General features: G+C 57.9%; 23 protein-coding genes and 4 pseudogenes. 21 read left to right on the top strand and 6 right to left on the bottom strand.

The features are described from left to right. Positions 1-25 precede the first annotated feature (25 nt). Complete coding sequence (locus AU14_RS04860) at positions 26-295, bottom strand: ComEA family DNA-binding protein (protein ID WP_041339388.1); 270 nt, start codon at positions 293-295, stop codon at positions 26-28. Between the two features lie 728 nt (positions 296-1023). Here AU14_RS04860 and urtA point away from each other — a divergent pair. From urtA to AU14_RS04925, 13 genes and pseudogenes are all read left to right on the top strand, one after another. Then, positions 1024-2316, top strand: coding sequence for an urea ABC transporter substrate-binding protein (gene urtA, locus AU14_RS04865; protein WP_041343623.1), 1293 nt, complete (start codon positions 1024-1026; stop codon positions 2314-2316). A gap of 103 nt (positions 2317-2419) precedes the next feature. Next, positions 2420-4030 (top strand): urea ABC transporter permease subunit UrtB, encoded by a 1611-nt coding sequence (gene urtB / locus AU14_RS04870; RefSeq protein ID WP_041339392.1) that lies wholly within the window; start codon positions 2420-2422, stop codon positions 4028-4030. Between the two features lie 3 nt (positions 4031-4033). Further along, positions 4034-5154, top strand: a pseudogene (gene urtC / locus AU14_RS04875) (urea ABC transporter permease subunit UrtC). Next, positions 5151-5974: pseudogene (gene urtD / locus AU14_RS04880) on the top strand (urea ABC transporter ATP-binding protein UrtD). The pseudogenes urtC and urtD overlap by 4 nt, the downstream one beginning before the upstream one ends. 17 nt (positions 5975-5991) lie before the next feature. Next, positions 5992-6690, top strand: coding sequence for an urea ABC transporter ATP-binding subunit UrtE (gene urtE, locus AU14_RS04885; protein ID WP_041343626.1), 699 nt, complete (start codon positions 5992-5994; stop codon positions 6688-6690). Beyond that, positions 6687-7593: pseudogene (locus AU14_RS04890) on the top strand (urease accessory protein UreD). Before urtE ends, AU14_RS04890 begins: the two are co-directional and overlap by 4 nt. A 54-nt stretch (positions 7594-7647) precedes the next feature. Then, positions 7648-7950: an urease subunit gamma gene (gene ureA / locus AU14_RS04895; RefSeq protein WP_041339397.1), complete on the top strand. Its 303-nt coding sequence runs from the start codon at positions 7648-7650 to the stop codon at positions 7948-7950. A 10-nt stretch (positions 7951-7960) separates the two neighbouring features. After that, entirely contained in the window at positions 7961-8278 is a 318-nt protein-coding gene (locus AU14_RS04900; RefSeq protein ID WP_041339400.1) for an urease subunit beta, read from the top strand. A gap of 145 nt (positions 8279-8423) precedes the next feature. Then, positions 8424-10125, top strand: a pseudogene (gene ureC, locus AU14_RS04905) (urease subunit alpha). Positions 10126-10157: 32 nt separating this feature from the next. Beyond that, positions 10158-10721 (top strand): urease accessory protein UreE, encoded by a 564-nt coding sequence (gene ureE / locus AU14_RS18950; RefSeq protein ID WP_094191154.1) that lies wholly within the window; start codon positions 10158-10160, stop codon positions 10719-10721. Continuing rightward, the gene (locus AU14_RS04915; RefSeq protein WP_407942818.1) at positions 10699-11406 is read left to right on the top strand and encodes an urease accessory protein UreF; all 708 of its coding nucleotides are present in this window, start codon (positions 10699-10701) and stop codon (positions 11404-11406) included. Before ureE ends, AU14_RS04915 begins: the two co-directional genes overlap by 23 nt. A 32-nt stretch (positions 11407-11438) precedes the next feature. Beyond that, entirely contained in the window at positions 11439-12077 is a 639-nt protein-coding gene (gene ureG / locus AU14_RS04920) for an urease accessory protein UreG (RefSeq protein ID WP_041339410.1), read from the top strand. A gap of 41 nt (positions 12078-12118) precedes the next feature. Further along, a complete protein-coding gene (locus AU14_RS04925) occupies positions 12119-12304 on the top strand; it encodes a hypothetical protein (RefSeq protein WP_041339413.1) in 186 nt (61 codons plus the stop codon). Positions 12305-12496: 192 nt separating this feature from the next. Here the strand turns inward: AU14_RS04925 and AU14_RS04930 are convergent, their stop codons facing one another. Beyond that, entirely contained in the window at positions 12497-14092 is a 1596-nt protein-coding gene (locus AU14_RS04930; protein WP_041339416.1) for a hypothetical protein, read from the bottom strand. Positions 14093-14544: 452 nt separating this feature from the next. After that, a complete protein-coding gene (locus tag AU14_RS04935) occupies positions 14545-15324 on the bottom strand; it encodes a cobalamin-binding protein (RefSeq protein ID WP_041339418.1) in 780 nt (259 codons plus the stop codon). A 91-nt stretch (positions 15325-15415) separates the two neighbouring features. Here AU14_RS04935 and AU14_RS04940 point away from each other — a divergent pair, with 91 nt between their 5' ends. Continuing rightward, on the top strand, positions 15416-15682 hold the full coding sequence (locus AU14_RS04940) for a DksA/TraR family C4-type zinc finger protein (protein WP_041339421.1): 267 nt from the start codon (positions 15416-15418) through the stop codon (positions 15680-15682). Positions 15683-15742: 60 nt separating this feature from the next. Beyond that, a complete protein-coding gene (locus tag AU14_RS04945) occupies positions 15743-16045 on the top strand; it encodes a hypothetical protein (protein ID WP_041339423.1) in 303 nt (100 codons plus the stop codon). 26 nt (positions 16046-16071) lie between these two features. Here AU14_RS04945 and AU14_RS04950 read toward each other — a convergent pair whose 3' ends face one another. After that, the gene (locus tag AU14_RS04950; protein ID WP_041339426.1) at positions 16072-16353 is read right to left on the bottom strand and encodes an RSP_7527 family protein; all 282 of its coding nucleotides are present in this window, start codon (positions 16351-16353) and stop codon (positions 16072-16074) included. Between the two features lie 126 nt (positions 16354-16479). Here AU14_RS04950 and gcvA point away from each other — a divergent pair, with 126 nt between their 5' ends. Continuing rightward, positions 16480-17358 (top strand): transcriptional regulator GcvA, encoded by an 879-nt coding sequence (gene gcvA, locus AU14_RS04955; RefSeq protein WP_041339429.1) that lies wholly within the window; start codon positions 16480-16482, stop codon positions 17356-17358. Between the two features lie 147 nt (positions 17359-17505). Here gcvA and AU14_RS19765 read toward each other — a convergent pair whose 3' ends face one another. Continuing rightward, positions 17506-17652: a hypothetical protein gene (locus AU14_RS19765; RefSeq protein ID WP_201773508.1), complete on the bottom strand. Its 147-nt coding sequence runs from the start codon at positions 17650-17652 to the stop codon at positions 17506-17508. Between the two features lie 32 nt (positions 17653-17684). Here AU14_RS19765 and AU14_RS04960 point away from each other — a divergent pair, with 32 nt between their 5' ends. From AU14_RS04960 to AU14_RS04975, 4 genes are all read left to right on the top strand, one after another. Beyond that, positions 17685-18752, top strand: a complete 1068-nt coding sequence (locus tag AU14_RS04960; protein WP_052471962.1) for a mechanosensitive ion channel family protein — start codon at positions 17685-17687, stop codon at positions 18750-18752. 162 nt (positions 18753-18914) lie between these two features. Continuing rightward, a complete protein-coding gene (gene trxC, locus AU14_RS04965) occupies positions 18915-19355 on the top strand; it encodes a thioredoxin TrxC (protein ID WP_041339431.1) in 441 nt (146 codons plus the stop codon). A gap of 271 nt (positions 19356-19626) precedes the next feature. After that, positions 19627-19932 (top strand): cupin domain-containing protein, encoded by a 306-nt coding sequence (locus tag AU14_RS04970; protein WP_201773509.1) that lies wholly within the window; start codon positions 19627-19629, stop codon positions 19930-19932. Between the two features lie 164 nt (positions 19933-20096). Further along, positions 20097-20888 carry a substrate-binding periplasmic protein gene (locus AU14_RS04975; protein ID WP_148312717.1) on the top strand — a complete coding sequence of 264 codons (792 nt, stop codon included), beginning with the start codon at positions 20097-20099 and terminating at the stop codon, positions 20886-20888. 76 nt (positions 20889-20964) lie between these two features. On the opposite strand, the gene AU14_RS04980 is transcribed toward AU14_RS04975, so the two are convergent. Beyond that, entirely contained in the window at positions 20965-21171 is a 207-nt protein-coding gene (locus AU14_RS04980; protein WP_012136625.1) for a cold-shock protein, read from the bottom strand. A 305-nt stretch (positions 21172-21476) separates the two neighbouring features. Here AU14_RS04980 and AU14_RS04985 point away from each other — a divergent pair, with 305 nt between their 5' ends. Continuing rightward, positions 21477-21959 (top strand): FKBP-type peptidyl-prolyl cis-trans isomerase, encoded by a 483-nt coding sequence (locus AU14_RS04985; protein ID WP_041339441.1) that lies wholly within the window; start codon positions 21477-21479, stop codon positions 21957-21959. Positions 21960-21986: the final 27 nt, after the last annotated feature.

Consider the following 21986-nt stretch of genomic DNA (forward strand, 5'->3'; position numbering starts at 1 on the left):
CGAGCGCCGCTGCCTACAGAGCAGATTATTCCACGGTCAGGCGTGCTGCGTTCTTTTCAACCGTGCGCGCGCCAATACCTTTCACATTGGCCAGATCTTGCGGTGCGCTGAAAGGACCATTGGCTTCGCGATAGGCCACAATTGCTTCGGCCTTGCTCTGGCCAACACCGGTCAGTTCGGACAGCGTGGCAACGTCGGCGGTGTTGATATTGATGGCGGCCGGTTCAGCGTGAGCAAAGCCGGTTACCAGGCTGAACAGCAGTACGAGAGTGGCAAAAAAGGGAGTGCGTTTCATGGATAGTGAGTTCCTGATGCTGAGTTGTCGTCTTTTTAGTGTTGTCGGGACGCAAAACAGCCGGAACGAATGCACGGACAGGACCACACTCCTTGTGGCCCCGCTTTCCGTGGCTGACCCTTGTCTGATCCTTCAGACCATGTGCTCATCCTGAGCACTTCATCCTTGCGATCTTCCCTGCAAGCCCCTGATCCTTAGGGCAACTCCAAATCCCTGGAGTTATCGTCCTTGAGCCAACGATCCTTGCTGGCTTGTCATCCCTGACAGATACCATTCTAGCGACGACACGTTTTGGCAACACCGGACAAACGCGCCAGCGCGTGTAAGACATTTCCTACGGCGCTGTAAGCGCGGCTCGTTGGGCTCCGATCAGCACCGAAAACGGGCGCACCAGCATGGGGCGGAGGCACCGGATCGGCGCCCAATAACAAGCATGCTATTTATGCCTAACGTAACTGACTTGTCTCTTTCAGAAATTAATAACTAATTGATAATAAACGAATAATTTATCCATCGTACGGGACTTCTGCACCAGCAAGGTGCAAACGTGCACTGGAGGTATGTGTTTTGGTGCGTTCTGATGGGGCAAAAGCAGTGCTGAGGATGAGGCCTTTGTGCATAACTAGCTGAAATTAAATGGATTATTTTGGTGCTGGAACAACTAATGCAGAGAAGGAGGTGCTTCAGACGAATTGCACAACCTCCCTAAAAACGAAAAGGATGACGAAATGAGCATCAAAAAACACGTGAAACTGGGCCTCTCTGCACTGGCGCTTTCCATCTCTTTTAACTCTCTAGCCGCCGAAGACCCCATCAAAGTCGGCATCCTGCACTCCCTGTCCGGCACCATGGCGATCAGTGAATCCACCCTGAAAGACACCATGCTGATGCTGATCGAAAAGCAAAACGAAGCCGGCGGCGTTCTTGGTCGTCAGCTTGAGCCAGTCGTAGTCGACCCCGCCTCCAACTGGCCGCTGTTCGCCGAGAAAGCCCGCGAGCTGCTGGCGAAAGAAGAAGTAGACGTCATCTTCGGCAACTGGACGTCTGTTTCCCGTAAGTCCGTACTGCCAGTGGTGGAAGAGCTGAACGGCCTGCTGTTCTATCCGGTTCAGTACGAAGGTGAAGAATCCTCCGAGAACGTGTTCTATACCGGCGCGGCGCCCAACCAGCAGGCGATTCCGGCGGTGGACTACCTGATGAACGACATCGGCGTTGAGCGCTGGGTTCTGGCAGGCACCGACTACGTGTACCCGCGAACCACCAACAAAATCCTCGAGACCTACCTCAAGGACAAGGGCGTGGCCGCCGACGACATCATGATCAACTACACGCCGTTTGGTCACTCCAACTGGCAGGCCATCGTCTCCGACATCAAGAAGTTCGGTAACGCCGGCAAGAAAACCGCCGTGGTATCCACCATCAACGGCGACGCCAACGTACCGTTCTACCGCGAGCTGGGTAACCAGGGCATCGACGCCGCCGACATCCCGGTGGTTGCTTTCTCCGTGGGTGAACAAGAGCTGTCCGGTATCGACACCGGCCCATTGGTTGGCCACCTGGCCGCCTGGAACTACTTCATGAGCGTGGACAATGACGCCAACTACGACTTCATCGACGCCTGGGTTGAGTACACCGGCAACGAAGAGGCCGTCACCAACGACCCAATGGAAGCGCACTACATCGGCTTCAACATGTACGTCGAAGCGGTCAAGAAAGCGGGCACGGCTGACGTAGACGCGGTGAAAGACGCCATCATCGGTGTGAGCGTGCCGAACCTCACCGGCGGCTACGCCACTATGATGCCGAACCACCACATCACCAAACCGGTGCTGATTGGCGAAATCCAGGACAACGGCCAGTTCTCCGTGGTCTGGGAAACCGCCTCGACTGTGGCTGGCGATGCCTGGTCTGACTTCCTGCCGGGTTCAAAGGACCTGATCAGTGACTGGCGCAAGCCGCTGTTCTGCGGAAACTTCAACGTGGTTACCGGCACCTGTGGCGGCAAGGTGGCTGCCGAGTAAGGCCTGAGGCCATCCGCAGCCAACTGCGGGCGGGGTCTCGGCTCCGCCCGCGCTTTACCACCGTTTTCGCTCCACCCTCTATTCCCAAGAACAGGACGCAACCATGGGCATCTACCGACTGCTCAGCCATCTGCTGCTCGCCTGCTGTCTGCTCTGGCCCGGCTTTACCCTGGCCCAGGTGCAGTTAGAGAGAACTGAAGCTCAGCAATTACTCACCGCGCTGGCCGATTCTTCCTTTGCCGAAAAGAAAGCGGTGGTGAACCGCATCGCCGGCAGTGGCGACGACCGTGCACGTTACTGGCTGGAATCCTTCGGCGCCAACAAACTCGGGCGCATTGAAGACAGCGGCCAATTCATCATCGTGTTGTCCAACCGCGGCCGTAACTGGACCGTGGAAGACGCATTGACCAAAGAAAACCTGGGCGAGATCTCTCGCCGCGACATCGACACCATTCGCGTCAACAACGCCCTGCGTAACGAACTCGAAGGCATCCTGTCGGTCATCGATCTTAAAAGCTCCGACGAGGATCAACGACTAACCGCCGCCCGCGCCCTCAAAGGCAGCGTGAGTGGCACCCTGGCCGAGCGCCTGCCCACACTGATTGACGAAGAGCAAAGCGCCGACGTGCAGGCCGCGCTCACCGAAGCCCTGGCCATCTACCAGGTGGAAGAGCAGGGCGACATTACCGCCGTGGCCACACTCTCCGGAAGCCTCAATTCTGAAGCTCGCGCCGCCCTGCAACAAGCCATGCGCAGCGACGATCCGGCACTTGCCGCAGCTGCTGCCAAGGCCATGGAAAGCATTGAACAGAAACTAAAGCTGAACCGCGCCGCCGAGACCCTGTATTTCGGCCTGTCTCTCGGTTCGGTGCTGGTGCTGGCGGCCATTGGCCTGGCCATCACCTTTGGTGTGATGGGCGTGATCAACATGGCTCACGGCGAGCTGATCATGCTCGGCGCCTACACCACCTGGGGCATGCAACAACTGCTGCCGGGCCAGCCTGGCCTGGCGCTGGTGCTGTCCATCCCCGCCGGTTTCCTGGTGGCGGCGCTGGCGGGCATCGCCATTGAACGCACCGTGATTCAGCACCTGAAAGGCCGTCCGCTGGAAACTCTTCTAGCGACCTTCGGTGTCAGCCTGATCCTGCAACAGCTGGTGCGCACCGTGGTTTCTCCGCTCAACCGCACCGTGATCACCCCGGACTGGATGAGCGGCTCGCTGATGATCAACGAGGCCCTGTCGCTGACCCTGAACCGCCTCTACGTGATCGGTTTCGCCCTGGTGGTGTTCGCCGGCCTGATGCTGATCATGCGCAAGACCCGGCTCGGCCTGGACGTGCGCGCCGTTACCCAGAACCGGGCCATGGCCCGCTCCATGGGCATCAAGGCCACCAAGGTGGACATCCTTACCTTCGGCCTGGGTTCTGGCGTGGCTGGCCTGGCCGGTGTGGCCCTGTCCCAGATCACCAACGTGGGTCCCAACCTGGGCCAGGCCTACATCATCGATTCCTTCATGGTGGTGGTGTTCGGCGGTGTGGGTAACCTCTGGGGCACTCTGCTGGCAGGCCTGTCGCTGGGCACCATCAACCAGCTTCTGGAACCCTGGGCCGGTGCGGTCCTCGCCAAGATCCTGGTACTGGTTCTGATCATCCTGTTCATTCAAAAACGCCCCCGGGGACTCTTTCCCCAGAAGGGCCGTGCGGCGGAGGGTTAAGGTATGTGGCTAACGCGACCTCTGCGTGAACGCTCCACGCAACTGTTCCTGGGCGTGCTGTTCGCCGCCCTGATTGTCGTCACCGCGTTGCACCTGCTGATGCCGCAGGACAGCGCACTGTATGTGAGTTCCTACACCGTCACCCTGCTGGGTAAATACCTGTGCTACGCCCTGCTGGCGGTGGCGGTGGATCTGGTCTGGGGTTACCTGGGGATTCTCAGCCTGGGCCACGGTGCCTTCTTTGCCCTCGGCGGTTACGCATGGGCATGTACCTGATGCGTCAGATTGGTGATCGCGGCGTTTACGGCGACCCGCTCCTGCCGGACTTCATGGTGTTCCTGAACTGGCAGGAACTGCCCTGGTACTGGCTCGGCTTCGACATGGCCTGGTTCGCCTTCATCATGGTGCTGCTGGCGCCGGGCCTGCTGGCCCTGGTGTTCGGCTTCCTGGCCTTCCGTTCACGGGTGACCGGGGTGTACCTCTCCATCATCACCCAGGCGCTTACCTTTGCGCTGATGCTGGCGTTCTTCCGCAACGAGATGGGCTTTGGCGGCAACAACGGCCTGACCGATTTTAAAGACCTGCTCGGCTTTGACTTGCGCACCGACGCCACCCGCCTCGGTCTGTTCCTGGCCACCGGCATCGCTCTGGCCATCGGCTACGTGATCTGCCGGGGAATTGTCACCAGCAAGCTCGGCCGGGTGAGTGTGGCTTGCCGCGACGCCGAAGCCCGCACCCGCTTCCTGGGTTACCGGGTGGAGCGCGTGCAGCTGTTCGTGTTCGTGGTGTCCGCCATGCTGGCGGGTGTCGCCGGTGCGTTGTACGTACCGCAAGTTGGCATCATCAACCCGAGCGAATTCTCGCCGCTGTTCTCCATCGAAATCGTGGTCTGGGTCGCCCTCGGTGGTCGCGCCACCCTGTACGGCGCAGTCATTGGCGCCATCCTGGTCAACTACGGCAAAACCGTGTTCACCGGCATCATGCCGGACGCCTGGCTGTTCGCCCTCGGCGGCCTGTTTGTGCTGGTCACCGTGTTCCTGCCCAAAGGCATTGCCGGCCTGCTGTTCGACCGTAAGAAAGCCAAGGAAGAACCCGACACCCCGGCGCAGGAGGCCACCGCATGAGCATTTTGCAGCAGCTGACCAACCGCGACCAGGTGTTCGACTTCCTGGCACCGGAAGTCTCACCGGTGGACGTGCGCCACGGCCCCATCCTGTATCTGGAAGACGTGAGCGTGAGCTTCGATGCTTTAAGGCCATCAATAACCTAAATCTCACCATCGACGACGGCGAACTTCGCTGCATCATCGGCCCCAACGGCGCGGGCAAAACCACCATGATGGACATCATCACCGGCAAAACCCGCCCGGACACCGGCTCGGTGTGGTTCGGCAGCCGCCACAACCTGCTCACCAAGAGCGAGCCGGACATCGCCTCCCTCGGCATCGGCCGCAAGTTCCAGAAACCCACGGTGTTTGAAGCCCTCACCGTGTTCGAAAACCTGGAACTGGCGATGGCTGCCGACAAGCGTGTGTTCCCGACACTCACCGCCATCATGAAACCGGAATACCGGGACCGTATCGACGAAGTGGTGGAAATGATCGGCCTGAAGGACCTGCGCGGCGCGCCCGCCGGCATCCTCTCCCACGGCCAGAAGCAGTGGCTGGAAATCGGCATGCTGCTGATGCAACGGCCCCGGCTGCTGCTGGTGGATGAGCCGGTAGCTGGAATGACCGAGCAGGAAATGGAACGCACCGCCGAACTGCTCACCAGCCTCGCCGGCAAACAGTCGGTAGTGGTGGTGGAGCACGACATGGGCTTTGTGCGCTCCATTGCGCGCCAGGTCACCGTGCTGCACCAGGGCAGCGTGCTGGCGGAAGGCACCATGGACCAGGTCTCCAACGACCCGGAAGTGATCAAGGTGTATCTCGGGGAGGAGGCGTAATGTCCAGTGACAACCTGATGCTGAAAGTCGACAAGCTCAACCAGTACTACGGCGAGAGCCACACCCTCTGGGATCTGGAACTGGACGTACCCCAGGGCCAGTGCACCTGCGTGATGGGCCGCAACGGCGTGGGCAAAACCACGCTGATGAAATGCATCATGGGCGAGGAAAGCGTGAAAAACGGTTCCCTGGAATTCGCCCAGGACGTGGAACTCACCCAGAAGAAAATCGAAGACCGCTCCCGCCTCGGCATCGGCTACGTGCCCCAGGGCCGGCAGATCTTCCCGCTACTGACGGTGGAAGAAAATCTGCGCACCGGCCTGGCCGTGCGCAAAGACGGCAGCAAGAAAATTCCCGAGCGCATCTACGAGCTGTTCCCGGTATTGAAAGAAATGAGACACCGCCGCGGCGGCGACCTCTCCGGCGGTCAGCAACAGCAACTGGCCATTGGCCGGGCCTTGGTGATCGAACCGCGCCTGCTGATCCTGGACGAGCCGGGGGAGGGCATCCAGCCCAACATCGTCGCCCAGATTGGCGAGGTCATCCGCAAGCTGATCAAAGAAGACGGCCTGACCGTGTTGCTGGTGGAGCAGAAACTGCCCTTCGCCCGCAAATACGCCGACCGCTTCGCCATTCTCGACCGCGGCCGCCGGGTGGCCGAAGGCGAAATTGCCGGGCTCACCGATGAACTCATCAAGAAGCACCTGACGGTATGACGGTCTTTCAGCGCATAGAGCCCAAAGATGGCACCGCGCCCGATTCCGGCCACTGCTTCGACGCCGGCCGGCGCTGGGCTGCGTCCATCGAGCTGGGCTTCCAGCTGCGCCCGGACGGCGACAACACCGCCACCCGCATGACCGGCATTAGCCACCAGGGACCTTTGCGAGTGCAGCGGCCGTTTTACCCGGAGCCGGAACGGTTGCTGCCACGTGTACCTGCTGCACCCACCGGGTGGACTGGTCAGCGGCGATGCCCTGAGCATCGAGGCCCAGGTAGGCGAGGGCGCCCACACCCTGCTGACCACGCCTGCGGCCGCCAAACTCTACAAAGCCGACAGCCACGGCGTAGCCTGGGCCCAGCACACCAAACTCACGGTCGCCAAGGGCGGCATTCTCGAATACCTGCCCCAGGAAACCCTGGCCTTCGACGGCTCCCGGGGCGAACAGACCACCACCATCGAACTGGAAACCGGCGCCAAATGCCTGGGCTGGGAAATCCTCGCCCTCGGCCGCCCGGCCAGCGATCTGCCGTTCGTTACCGGGCATCTGGAACAGAAGTTCCGCCTGCTCATGGACGGCCGCCCTTTATGGCTGGAACGCCAACCCATGGACCCGGCCCACCCCAGATTCAAAGGCCACTGGGGCCAGGGCGGCGCCACCGTGCAGGCCACCTTGTGGGTAGTGGGCCTGGACGACGAAGCCGGCGCCATCGAAGCACTCAGAGAAACCCTGCCCGAAAACCACCGCTGGGCCGTTACCCGGCGCCGCGGCGTGGTGCTGCTGCGCTACCTGGGGCAGGAACGCAACGAAGCCTGGGCCCTGTGCCAACAAGCCTGGGAACTGCTCCGACCAAGGCTCACCGGGCTGCCGGCGAGCGTGCCCAGAATCTGGCTGACCTGAACGCGACCAAAAAAAAGCTTAAGAGTTAAAAGCGATTAACGAGAGTAACGACTGATGGAACTGACCCCCAGAGACAAAGACAAGCTGATGCTGTTCACCGCAGCCCTGCTCGCCGAACGCCGCAAGGCCAAGGGCCTCAAGCTGAACTACCCGGAAGCCGTGGCCTTGATCAGCGCCGAAATCATGGAAGGCGCCCGCGAAGGCCGCAGCGTGGCTGACATGATGACCGCCGGCACCAAAGTGCTCACCCGTGAAGACGTCATGGAAGGGGTGGCCGAAATGGTGGATGAAGTGCAGGTAGAAGCCACTTTCCCAGACGGTACGAAACTCGTCACCGTCCACAACCCGATAGTGTAAGGAGCCCGCCATGATCCCCGGTGAATACCACCTCAAAGACGGCGACATCGAACTCTGCGCCGGCCTCGAGAGAATTCAGATCGAAGTCGCCAACACCGGCGACCGCCCTGTGCAGATCGGCTCCCACTACCACTTCGCCGAAGCCAACCCGGCCCTGACGTTTGATCGCGCCAAAGCCCGCGGCTACCGCCTCGACGTCGCCGCTGGCACTGCCATCCGTTTCGAACCAGGCCAAAGTCGCGAAGTCACCCTGATTCCATTCAGCGGTAGCCGGAAGATCTATGGTTTCAGAGCTGAAGTCATGGGCCCGCTGGACTCCACGAAATGACTTCGGGGAGCGAGTGGGAATTACTTTCCGAAACTGTGCGGAGCCATGGATGGCGGAGCTCAAGCGCCACATGGATGCGCTTGAGCGGGTTTCGGAAAGTAATTGTCACTTGCTCTCGCACCCAGAATAAGGAAAGAGGCACAGCATGAAAATCACCAGACAAGCCTACGCCGACATGTACGGCCCGACAGTCGGCGACCGCGTAAGACTCGGCGACACTGATCTTTGGATCGAAGTGGAAAGCGACAGCACCCACTACGGCGACGAAGTAAAATTCGGCGGAGGCAAAGTCATCCGCGATGGCATGGGCCAAAGCCAGCTGGCAGACGACACCGTAATGGACACCGTCATCACCAACGCCTGATCCTAGACTGGTGGGGCATCGTCAAAGCCGACGTCGGCCTCCAGAACGGCCGCATCGCCGCCATCGGCAAAGCCGGCAACCCTGACACCCAGCCAGACGTTACCATCGTCATCGGCCCCGGCACCGAAATCATCGCCGGTGAGGGCAAAATCCTCACCGCCGGCGGCATCGACGCCCACATCCACTTCATCTGCCCGCAGCAGGTCGAAGAAGCCCTGATGAGTGGTGTAACCACCATGCTCGGCGGCGGCACCGGCCCGGCCACCGGCAGCAACGCCACCACCTGCACCCCGGGTGCCTGGCACATGGGTAAAATGCTGCAAGCCGTAGACTCCCTGCCCATGAACATCGGCTTCCTCGGCAAAGGCAACGCCTCCCTGCCGGAAGCCCTGGAACTGCAAATCCAGGCCGGCGCCATCGGCCTCAAACTGCACGAAGACTGGGGCACAACGCCAGCCAGCATCGACAACTGCCTCACCGTGGCCGACAAGTACGACGTGCAGGTGGCCATCCACACCGACACCCTGAACGAATCCGGCTTCGTGGAAGACACCCTGGCTGCGTTCAAAGAACGCTGCATCCACACCTACCACACCGAAGGCGCCGGCGGCGGCCACGCACCCGACATCATCACCGCCTGCTCCAAGGATTACGTACTGCCGTCGTCCACCAACCCGACCCGGCCCTACACCGTGAACACCATCGACGAACACCTCGACATGCTGATGGTGTGCCACCACCTGGACCCCAACATCCCGGAAGACGTCGCCTTCGCCGACTCCCGCATTCGCCGCGAGACCATCGCCGCTGAAGACATCCTCCATGACCTGGGCGTGATCTCCATGATCGCCTCCGATTCCCAGGCCATGGGCCGGGTGGGCGAAGTGGTGTGCCGCACCTGGCAGACCGCCCACAAGATGAAACAGCAGCGCGGCCTGCTGCCGGAAGACGAAGCCCTGGGCGCCGACAACCTGCGCGCCAAGCGCTACATCGCCAAGTACACCATCAACCCCGCTATCACCCACGGCATCGGCCACGAAGTGGGCTCGGTGGAAGTGGGCAAACTGGCGGACCTGGTGTTGTGGAGCCCGGCCTTCTTCGGTGTGAAACCCGCCGTGATTCTGAAGGGCGGCATGATCGCCGCCGCGCCCATGGGCGACCCGAACGCTCCATACCCACGCCCCAGCCGGTGCACTACCGCCCGATGTTTGGCGCCTTCGGCAAAGCCGCCAGTGCCACCCGCCTGAGCTTTGTCAGCCAGGCCGCCATCGATGCCGGTATCAAGGAAAAGCTGGGGCTGGATAGCCGCCTGTCCGCCTGCAAAGGCGTTCGCACCGTGCGCAAGGGCGATATGAAACTGAATGCCGAATGCCCGCACATCACCGTAGACCCGCAAACCTACGAAGTGCACGCCGACGGCGAACTGCTTACCTGCGAGCCTGCGACCGAATTGCCGCTGGCCCAGCGTTACCACCTTTTTTAAAAACACAGCTCATGGCTGCTTTAGGAGCCCACATGCTTGAACTTACCCAACGGGTCGGCCCGGTAGAAACCGCTGAAATCCACGACCACCTCACGCTGCCATTCGAGCTGCGAATGCGCGGTCGCCTGCGGGCGAAAACCGACACCGGCTACGACGTCGGCCTGTTCCTCGATCGCGGCCAGGTATTGCGCGAAGGCGCCTTCCTGCAGGCCGAAACCGGCGAGATCGTCCGAATTCGCGCCGCCGATGAGCCGGTGGTTACAGCCCGCATCGAACCCGGCCTGGGCCTGGCGAGATTGTGCTATCACCTCGGCAACCGCCACGTGTCCCTCGCAATAGGCAGCGACGACAGCGCCGTTGATGGAAAAACCGGTTGGGTCCGCTTCCCGCCCGATCACGTGCTGGAAGAGCTGGCCGAGCGCCTGGGCGCCACCCTGGAACACCACCGAGCGCCATTCGATCCGGAACCCGGTGCCTATGCCCAAGCCGGGCAGGGCGAGCATTCCCATTCACACGGGCATAGCCACTCTCATAGTCAGTCTCACAGCCACTCGCACAGCCATGGCCACGGCAATGACCACACTCACTCTCACTGACAGCAGCCAAACCGCCGTGGGCGACCTGGCCTTGCTGGGCCTGCTGCAACTGGTCAGCCCCGCGCTGCCCATTGGCGCCTTTGCCTGGTCTCAGGGTTTGGAAAGCGCCTTTGAGCTGGGCTGGGTGACCAATGAGAACGAACTTGGTGACTGGCTGGAAGGCGTTCTGGAAGACGGCCTGACCCAATGCGAACTGCCGCTTCTGGTACGCCTGCAACAGGCCTGGGCCAACCACGATGGCAGCATGGTAGCCGAGTGGAACGACTGGCTGCACGCCACCCGGGAAACCGCCGAACTGGTGGACGAAGACCTGCGCCTGGGTGCCGCCCTGGTGCGCCTGCTCGGCAGCCTGGAACTGCTGCCGGAAGAAGGCCTGCTGCCCAAAGACCCCGGCTACGTCACCCTGTTTGCCTGGGCCGCCAACGTGCGAACCGTGCCCGCCCGGCAGACCCTGCTCGGCTTCGCCTGGGCCTGGCTGGAAAACCAGCTGGCCGTGGCGTGCAAAGCCATGCCCCTGGGCCACACCGCCGCCCAGCGCCTGACCGAGCGGCTGCGCCCCAAACTGGTGATGGCGGTGGACCACGCCTTACAGAAAGAAGATCACGAACTTGGCCCGGTACTGCCCGGCCTGGCGCTCGGCAGCGCCCTGCACGAAACCCAGTATTCACGGCTTTTCAGAAGCTGAATTACTAAAGAACAGAAACAGGAGAACACGCCATGAAACATTGTCTGAGAGTTGGAGTCGGCGGCCCGGTAGGCTCCGGTAAAACCGCCCTTTTGCGCCAGCTGTGCAAGGCCCTGAAAGACCACTACGACATCGCCGTAGTCACCAACGACATCTACACCCGGGAAGACGCCGACTTCCTCCTGCGCCACGAAGCCCTGGATGCCGACCGCATCCTTGGCGTGGAAACCGGCGGCTGTCCGCACACCGCGATTCGCGAGGATGCCTCCATGAACCTGGCGGCCATCGACGATCTGCAAAGCCGCCACCCGAATCTGGAACTGGTGCTGGTGGAATCCGGCGGCGACAACCTCTCCGCCACCTTCAGCCCGGAACTGTCTGACCTCACCCTGTATGTGATCGACGTGTCCGCCGGCGACAAGATCCCCCGCAAGGGCGGCCCCGGTATCACCAAATCCGACCTGCTGATCATCAACAAGATCGACATCGCCGAACAGGTGCACGCATCCCTAGAAGTGATGGACCGAGACTCAAAGAAAATGCGCGGCGAACGCCCCTTTGTTTTCACCAACCTGTACGACGGAGTAGGGCTGGAAACCATCATCAGTTTCATCCTGGAGCGCGGCATGCTGCCGGAACGCCGCCCCGGAAAAGTCGCTGAACCCGCCTAAACCAACTGATTAACCGCTTAACGCACTATGGAGATACAACCATGAAACTACGCAACCAACTCACCCTTACTGCCAGCCTGATGCTCGCCGCTGGCGCTGCCTGGGGCCATCCGGGGCATGAGGCGATTGGGGATGTTTTGCATATTGAGTATTTGGTGGCGGGCGCAGCGGCCGTTGCGACTGCGGTTTATGCGAAGGTGCGGCTTAAGCGAGACAAGGACGACTAACGTGCTTTTTCTCGTGTAATCGGAGGGCCAGAGGGAGTTTCACAAATGCAGGGGTAGAACTCCTCAAGAAGGTTCCTCTGACGACTGATAAATGCATTTGGAAATGCAGGCGGAAGAAAATGGCCGACAACGTGGTCGGCCATTTATAGTGAAGGCGTAACTACTTCAGTTCGCCAAGCTTTTCATCGGTAATCAGTTAGTACCCTGAGTACCGTCGTCACGAGATTGGAACTCCGAGAAGATGTTGCCAATCAACTGACCAGACGGAGACTGGATAAACAGCATCTCACGCTCATTGTCGTATGGCTTCCAATCCCAGACCAATTGGAGCTGGCCAGCCGTGCGATATGGTAGGTACACGTGAGTATGCATGTTCTCATTGCCCTCATCTTCCCGAGCCATCGGCTCATCCTGCTGGCAGTTGTTTTCGTTGATAAACTCACAAAGCGGCGAGATAAACCAACGGACCTCAAACGCATCCGGTTCTTTATTTACCTCGAAGTGCGACACCGTACCTTCACTAATTTCGCCGTATGTTTTGTACTCATACGTGTCAGTCGTTTCGAAGTCGGCACCAACAAACATTTGCTCAACAACGCCGCCGTCATCATTGTCGTCCATCATGCTGAACACGGTTTCTGCAGGCGCATCACGATAGTCGCCAGCATCCCGGACGAATTCGTTGTTATCCACCCACAACATTTCACCGTTGGACTTCACCATCAGGAACATTTTGTAGGTGAAGGTTCCGCCTTGATCAGCTTCTCGCTCTTCGCTAAAGCGATACAGCATGTCAAATACATCGGCGTCCGAGTAGGAAAGCTCCAACTGACCGCTTTCGTTAACAGCAAACGTCGCGCTGGTCACACAATCGTTGGCTGGTGGCGTAATGGTTTCGTCGTTGAGGAACGACATACGCTCAGAGGTCAGACAAAACGCCGAATCATCGTTGGCATTGCCAAATCGGAAGTAGAACTGCTCCTGGTCGCCGCTGTCGTCGAAGCGGTAGGCCGTCCATGTGTCCTCGCCGGCAAGAAAATCCTTACTGAACGCAAGACGGGTTGGCTGGCCTTCTACCACTGCACCACTGTTGTTGTCATCCAGCTCAACTTCGATCAGGTCGGGGTCTTGGCCATTGGCGATTGCAATCTCGATTGCGTTTTTCGCGTCGCCCAGTGCGGCACCAATGCTTTCTACCTGAACAAGCCCCTGCTTCAATTCGGTGACGACGAAACGCGCCAGAGCATGAGTAACAGCAGCATTGTCTTTAGTGGCCGCATCCTCTTTGGCCTTCACAAAGTCACCGGAGATCAGAGACACATCAACGTTCAGCTGAGCGGCAATATCGTTTAGAGAAGCACCGGTTACTTTGGACAGATGGGTGAACGGCGTAAAAACTTCGGAGCCCACACCGGCGCTCAGGACGAACGTGGAATCAACGATACCGCTGTCGGAATCGCGGGTTTCGCCAGCAACTGCGCGAACCAGCAACTCCTCGCCAGCCAGCGCAGATTCAAGCACAGCCACACCCTGGGCGTTCGTTCGACCAACTGGGCCATTATCCAGTTCGGATTGATCGAGCTTGCCATTAGAAATCACATCAACGTAGATTTCGGCATTTTCCAGGTACCCATCAATCGCCGTAACCGAATATGATCCACCAGTATCCTGATTCGGGTTGCCACCTTCACTATCACCGCCGCTGCCGCTACCTCCGCCGCAACCTACCAGGGCTAGTGCAGCGCTCGATGTAATCGCCAACGCGAGCTTATTCTTCTTAAAAAACATGCTTTCTCCTTAAGCAATTTTTGTTTAGTCATGACCGTGGAACTCCGAACATGACCTATCCGATAGTACCCTATGCAAAATAAATGAGCTTTACACCCAAGCAGCCTCTCGCTGAACATTTTGTGCGCAAAGAAGCTCAAAATAATTGGATATAAATCCTTAAGATTCTGTTTTTTATGGAGTTAAATGGTGTCTGGTTAATTGAGAGGCTCAGGCGCACGATTGTGTTTTTTTACTATTTTTAACGTTTTGGTCTGCCATCGTTGGTTATCTGAGCTCTTTACAATCTACTGAGATGACGCCTGCATTGAATTCAAAGGGGTCAATGACTAGCTGGAACGACGCCAAGGGTTTCGGTTTCATCACGGAGGAGGGCCTTGGTGATCGGATCCTCCCGCACAACGGCTGCTAATCTGTCCAATACAGGCCTGTTGGATTCTAAGCCGTGATCGTCACACCCGATCAATAATCCGACACAACGCCTCCAACCCATCCGTCAGCGCCGCCGGTCCCGGCTGAAGAATAAACGGTGACTTGATCTCATACAGGTGGCCGTTTCTTACTGCGGGAATCTCACCCCAACCGTGCCGCTCGGCCACCTGCCCCGGCCGGAACTTCCGCCCGCACCAGGAACCGATGATGATGTCCGGTTGGCGGCTTATGACGTCCTCAGAGTTCTCGATGATGCGTTCCCTGGCGCCGGGCTCGGCGGCCCGTTCCGGGAAGATATCCTCGCCGCCGGCAATACCGATCAGTTCTGACACCCAGCCTATGCCGGTGATCATCGGGTCGCCCCATTCCTCAAAGTAGACACGCGGGCGGTTTACTTTCGCCCTTTCCGCTCTGATTCGTTCAACCCGGTCGGACAGCTCCTGCGTGTAGGCGTCGGTTCGGTCGGCAAGGCCCAGCATACCGCCGAGGGTTCGGATCATCGACAGGATTCCGGCCACGGTGCGCTGGTTGAAGATGTGCACGGCCACACCGCTGCGCACTAGTTCGGCGGCGATGTCTGCCTGCATGTCGGAGAAGCCCACCACCAGGTCGGGTTTTAACTCCAGGATTTTCCCGATCTTGGCGGAGGTGAAGGCGGAGACTTTGGGTTTTTCCTTCCTTGCTCGCTCCGGCCTTACGGTGAACCCGGAGATGCCGACAATGCGGTCCTCTGCGCCGATGGCGTAGAGGGTCTCGGTGGTTTCTTCGGTAAGGCAGACAATGCGTTGGGGATAATTCATAGGGGTGCGGGCTCTAAATAATTGACGACACGGGACGCGAAGGATTTTACTAGGCTTTGCGGCATCATTTCTTTCATGATGGGAGAACGCTATGGCAGGTGGATGGTCACGGGACGGAGCGGTTCAGGATCAAATTGACGCGAGTGTCGACGACGAAGTGCAACGCGCACGGAGCCAATTAGGCAACGGGGAGAGTGCGGCCTTTTGTGATGAGTGTGACCAGGCGATTCCCGAAGCTCGCCGCCAGGCAATTCCGGGAGTTCGCCTGTGCATTGCCTGTCAGTCCGCTCTTGAAAAGCAGGAGAAGTCGTCGCACGGCATCAATAGACGTGGCAGCAAAGACAGCCAGCTGAGGTGAATACATTTCGGCGCCAGCCATAATTTATCGAGAAAACAAACCCAGCGACAGGCTCTTATTATGCAGTTAGAGAAAGCAAAGAAGCGTATTGCAAAGCAGGTTAAGAAGGGCTTTCACGGCTATCCGTTAGTGTCGCTCGAGTACTTTGGTAAAGGGGACGTCGGTAAAGCGCCGGATACAGCCACTGAAGTGGTAATTTCGTTCACCGAGGAAGAGGGTGCGGATCCGCAGAAGCAAGCGTTTGTGAGTAGCGGCGACGCCCGGGAAGATGAAACGATTCAATCCACTCTCCTGAAAATCATTGAGCGGGCGGATGCTAAAACGGTGACTGAGATTGACGGGGTTTCTAATCTCCCTTCTTGAACTTCGCTATTGCCTCGATCTTGACGCTATTTCCCGCCTGTATGTCGGAAAAACCTAAAAGCAGGCTGGTTCGCCAGCGCCGGCGAAACCAGCCAATTCACACTTAAGGTCATTGAGCGCTGAAGGGAACACAGGTCAATGCTGGTAGACAGCTTTGGCAGCGTCACGTGGAAGAAGGATTTGATGTTGGCTTTCAGTGACGCCGCCATCTGCGCGATGTGCTCACTACGCTGTTGCTTCGCAAGCTGGGTGTAGTAATTCATGTCGATAGTGCCGTCTTCGTTCAGTTTCGGAGCTTGGTAACTCATGATGCTGTGTCCTCGTTTGATAAGTGAGTCATGTCGATAGGGAGCATACTAATGAGTATGAGGCTGTTGAAAAAGCGATCGTTTCTCAGCAGACTAATGAATTAATCTCATCAGTCGAGAAATGTTATGCGCCACCTGCCACCCCTCAATGCGCTTCGGGCCTTTGAATCAGCCGCAAGGAACCTCAGCTTTGCCGCAGCTGGCAAGGAACTTTTCGTGACGGCATCTGCGGTCAGTCATCAGATTAAGACGCTTGAAGAAAATTTGGGACTTTCACTCTTTGACCGAAGCAAGCGAACGGTGGCGTTGACCCCGGCAGGCGAGCAATACCTGACATCTGTCAGGCACGCGTTCGACGAGATTGAGATGGCCACCCAGCGACTGACTGAGAACCAGGAATCCAACGTGGTTAAGATCAGCGTTGCCCCCAACTTCCTCACCCGCTGGCTGATGCCACGCATGGCGCGATTCCAGGCCTTGTACCCGGATATTGAGCTGGAAATTAATGCGTCCATGGGGCTGCTGGACTTCGATCGCACCAGTACCGACATGGCGGTCTATTTCGGGAGTGGTGAATGGGACGACATCGAAGTGCATTTTCTGCGCAGAGTAATGCTGGTGCCGGTGTGTAGCCCGCAGCTATTGGACGGTGAGTTACCGCTGGAAAAGCCTGAAGACTTGGCTAAACACACGTTGATCTATGTCAGCAAGCGGAAGTGGGAGTGGGAAAACTGGCTGCAACAGTCGGGTGTTGATTTTATATCCGCCCGGGGCAGCCTACAGATGTCCAGTGGGCAACTGGCCACGGCGGCGGCCCAGGAGGGCTTGGGAGTTGCGCTGGCTGATAGCACCCTGACGTCCCGTGAGATTAAATCGGGTCAGTTGGTGGTGCCGTTCGACATCCAGCTCGATACGAATCGGGCCTTCTATCTGGTCTACCGCAAACAACGTCCGCTGACCGTCGGGATGAAAGCCTTCAAGGAGTGGCTGATGAGCGAGATGTAGGGCAACCGAAAACTAAAGTTGCGTTTCTTCTCAATACCTCTGCTCGTGGATCCTATACTGCAGACAGACAGAATGCCGACTAGTGCGGCCAGTGACTGAATGTTCGTTATCCGGGAGCTGTAAATGGTGGAAAGCTGGCAGAATTTGCTAGTGGCAATACAGCAAATGAATTTGCAGGGTGTCATCCCGCAGGCTGCGATTCTGGTGATTGCGGGAATGACCGCGCTCTATCTGCATCACCTCATTGCCCGGCTGACTGCTGCTGATACCCAGGGCATGCGGCACCTGACGCAACGCACCATCAACGCCTGGCTTTTCCCATCTCGATGCTGCTGGTGGTTCTGCTTGGTCGCACGCTACTGGTGGCGTTGGAACAAACCTACTGGGTGCTTGATCTGGCTGTTCCGTTGCTGATCTCCTTCGCGCTGATTCGCACCCTGGTTTATATGTTGCGCAAGGGGATGCGAAGCGGCCCCTTGGTCAAAGCGTCGGAAAATGTAATCGGCACCCTCATCTGGCTGGTGGTGGGCTTGCATCTCGTGGGCTTGCTGCCGGGAATACTTGAGGCCATGGATAGTCTGGCCATCTCGGTTGGCGACCTGCGCATATCCCTGTTGGCGGTTATCAAGCTGCTCTTGCTGATGGGCCTTGTGCTAGTGGTTGCCATATGGCTTTCGGGCATTATCGATCGGCGACTGTCCCGGTTGCCGTACCTGAGTCCTGGCGCGGCCGTGGGTTTCTCCAAAGTCAGCAAGCTGGTGCTGATTACCGTTGCGGCACTGTCCGTTCTTAATCTGGTCGGTATTGATCTTACTGCGCTCGCGGTCTTCGGCGGTGCCCTGGGTGTGGGCCTTGGCTTCGGCCTGCAGCGTATTGCCAGCAATTTCATCAGCGGTTTTATTCTTGTGTTCGATCGTTCGATTCGTCCCGGTGATGTGATCAGCATCGGTGAGAAGTTCGGCTGGGTGGTCGCACTGCATGCTCGCTACGTGGTGGTGCGCAACCGCGACGGCGTGGATACACTGATTCCCAACGAAAACCTGATTACCACGGAAGTGATTAATTGGTCTTATTCGGATCCCAACGTACGCCTGAAGATCCCGGTGTCGGTGAGCTACAATGATGACGTGGAGCGAGCCATGGCGATCATGCTGGAGATTGCCCGGGAGCATCCCCGGGTGATTTCGGACCCGGAGCCGGTGTGCCGGTTAACGCAGTTCGGCGACCACGGAATTCATCTGGAAGCCCGGGTCTGGGTCGCAGACCCGCAAGCAGGGTTCGGTAGCGTAAGCTCTGACATCAATCTGGAGATCTGGCGCCGGTTCAAGCAAGAGGGCATCACCATCCCATTTCCGCAACAAGATCTCTACATCAAGGAAGTGCCCGCGAAATAGAAAACCGGAACAGATCATAATCGCTCGCAAGATGACCTGATTGGGTCGAAACTACATCACTCCCTTTACGACAATCACAATGTGAGGGATTTGGCTTGCTGCTTGATTTCCGGCCATGTGCCTGATTATTTCAGCTATTCGACAACGAAAGGCCGATCAACCATGACCGACATCAAACACCTGGTGTGCCCACATTGCCACAAAACGAACCGCGTACCGGCCGACAAGCTGTCCGCTGGAGGCAACTGCGGAGCCTGCAAGCAACCGCTCTGGCCGGGGAATGTGCTGGAGCTGACAGGGCAGAGCTTTGCCGCCCACACCGGGCGCAGCGATGTGCCGGTGCTGGTAGACTTCTGGGCCAGCTGGTGCGGCCCCTGCAAGGCGATGGCTCCCCAGTTCGAGCAGGCTTCAAAGGAATGGCGGGGCAAGGTGCGGTTTGCCAAGCTCAACACCGAGCAGGCGCCGGGGCCCTCTGGCCAGTTTGGTATCCGCAGCATACCGACGATGATCCTGTTCCAGAATGGTCGAGAAATTGCCCGCCAGAGCGGCGCCATGAATCAGGCCCAGATCAGCCAGTGGTTGCAGTCACAGGGTGTTCGTTAGGGCGTCGCAAGTGACGCTCTGTCTGATTTTCGAGTGTGGTTTTCGTAGCTTGTTCTAAACTTAAAAAACGACCATAGGCTGGCCCAGGGTCATGCTCCAGAAGGGGCTTGAACCTCCGGGCAGGAGGGCACCGATGAAAAGGCACTCAACCATCGTTAAGCCGGGTGATTATGAGAGTGCGCTGAGTGTAGTTGGTACTGAGGTTACTGTTCTCGCCGCAAAGAATGTCACACACGGGCAAGAGTTTACCTTTCAGCGTGGGGAGAAGGGCATGGGACCACCCCCACACAGTCATGAGTGGGACGAAGCGTTTTTTGTCCTTGAGGGAAGCGTTGATTTCACTTGCGACGGTAAACGGGAAACCTGTGTTCCGGGCACTCTTGTTTTTGTGCCGGGCGGAACGGTGCACTCATTCGAGTATGGGCCGGATGGCGGCCAAATGCTGGAGGTGACGGGTGCCGGGAGTAACGCGACCCAGATGTTTGCAGCGGTGGATAAGGAAATCCCTCCAGGCCCGCCGAACATTGAGACCATCACCGAAGTGCTGAGTCAAAACGGTGTGACGTTGCACTTGTAGAGCAAAGCTGCGACACATTCTCTTAAAATCTTATTGCCTATGGGAAAACGGCGGAAAATCTGTTTCTCTGATGGATATAACACCATAGAATTGATGAACTGAATCAACTGGTTGTTCACCTGGTACCCAGGTAACCATCGCAGAGCTCTCCATAGGTAACCTTTGTGAATAGGCATCTTTTGAACGGATTGGCAGCGCCGTTGCAGATCGCGCTCCTGATTGCAGTACTTGCTTTGCCCGGTGTATCGCAAGGTAGCACCAAACTGACTTTTGCGTTCAGCGAGGCATCAGCACCATACAGTTCGTTGCGTGACGAAAAGGCAGTCGGGCTGTTTCCGGATTTGGTGCAACTGGCATTCACTTTTATTCCCGATTACACCACGGCGAGTGTGGTGGTGCCTTGGGCGAGGGCGCAATACAACGTCAGACATGGCAGCAGCGATGGCTTTCTGACCTACCCATCGGAGAAACGACAGGAGTACGCAGTCTTCTCAGCGGAGCCGCTCTTCACCCAAGACTTTGGCCACTTGGTTTACTCGGCCGACAACCCGAATAGAGACGTGATCGAATCTGCGACTAGCTTCGCTGACTTGGCCAGTTTGACGGTGATCGTTGAAAATGGGTCCAAGTGGGAAGAGAGCAATATTCCCGGCTATCTGGCGCGCGTGCCGGGCCAGCACGTGGATGCGATGATGCATCTTCTGATGCTGCGCGAGGCGGGGGATTTCTTGGTGCAGCCGGCGGAGGACGCTCGGCTTATTGCTCAACAACTGGGCTACGCGCAGAAGCTGAAAATTCGCAAGGTCGATTTCATTCCCAACTCTCTGATCCCTTTTCACATTGGCGTCTCGCGAAAGCTTCCATATGCCAGGGAGTTGATCAATCAGATTGATGCGGTCATGCAGAGCCCCGAATTCCAGTCACAATCGAGCACCCTGATTGAAGGGTATCGATAACACGCCAATTCGGTTCTGATAGCCAATAAAAAAGGCAGCCTGAGGCTGCCTTTTTTCATCACGTATCGGCTGTTATTTACAGGCCAATAACGTTCTCTGCCTGCGGGCCTTTTTGGCCTTCGGTCACGCTGAACTCCACTTCCTGGCCTTCGGCCAGAGTTTTGAAGCCACTGCCCTGAATAGAGCTGTAGTGAACAAAGACGTCTGCGCCGCCTTCACGAGTGATAAAACCAAAGCCTTTTGCTTCGTTGAAGAACTTAACGTTACCGGTAATTGTAGACATAAATAGCTATCCTGAAATCAATCAATAAGGTGTCGCCAAAGAATCGTTGTGATCTTTGGTCAACGATATGCGGGAAATAAAAAACGTGCGGGATCAAAAACAGGACAAAAGGTGTGGTAACACTAGAGGTCTTATTCGTGAAATGCTTTGCTAAATCTTTCCAACGACACAGACGGTACGCTAATTAAGAGGCCCTGCATAGCAAAGCTTTAAATATTGGAAAAATAACTGTGTCATGTTTCCTCCCTGCAGTCAGCGCGCCAGCTGGCTATAATGGCGCTCCATTTACCGTCGCAGAGAATTCTATGCCAATCGAAAAGAATCAGGTGGTCTTGTTCCACTATAGCGTCCGTGATGAGCAGGGCGCCGAAGTTGAAAACTCCCGTGGCGGTGAGCCCAATGCCTATCTGCATGGCCACGGCGGCATTATTCAGGGCCTGGAAGAAGCCCTGGAAGGTCGCGAGTCCGGCGATACGTTCAGCGTTACTGTCGGCCCGGAAAAGGCGTATGGGCCGCGCAAGGCGGATGCCATTCAGCGCGTGCCGATCAAGCACTTGATGGGCGCCAAGCGCTGGAAGGCAGGCATGATCGCCCAGGTGAAAACCGAGAAGGGTCCACGTCATGTACTGGTTGCCAAGGTCGGCCACAAGTTCGCCGATGTCGACACCAACCATCCGATGGCCGGTAAAACCCTGACCTTCGATATCGAAGTGATTGAAGTGCGCGCTGCGGATGCGGAAGAGCTAGCGCACGGCCACGTGCACGGGCCGGGTGGGCACCATCACTAACGGATTAGAGCGAGCCTAGGGAGGGCG

The sequence above is a fragment of the Marinobacter similis genome, assembly GCF_000830985.1.
Taxonomy (GTDB): Bacteria; Pseudomonadota; Gammaproteobacteria; order Pseudomonadales; family Oleiphilaceae; genus Marinobacter; species Marinobacter similis.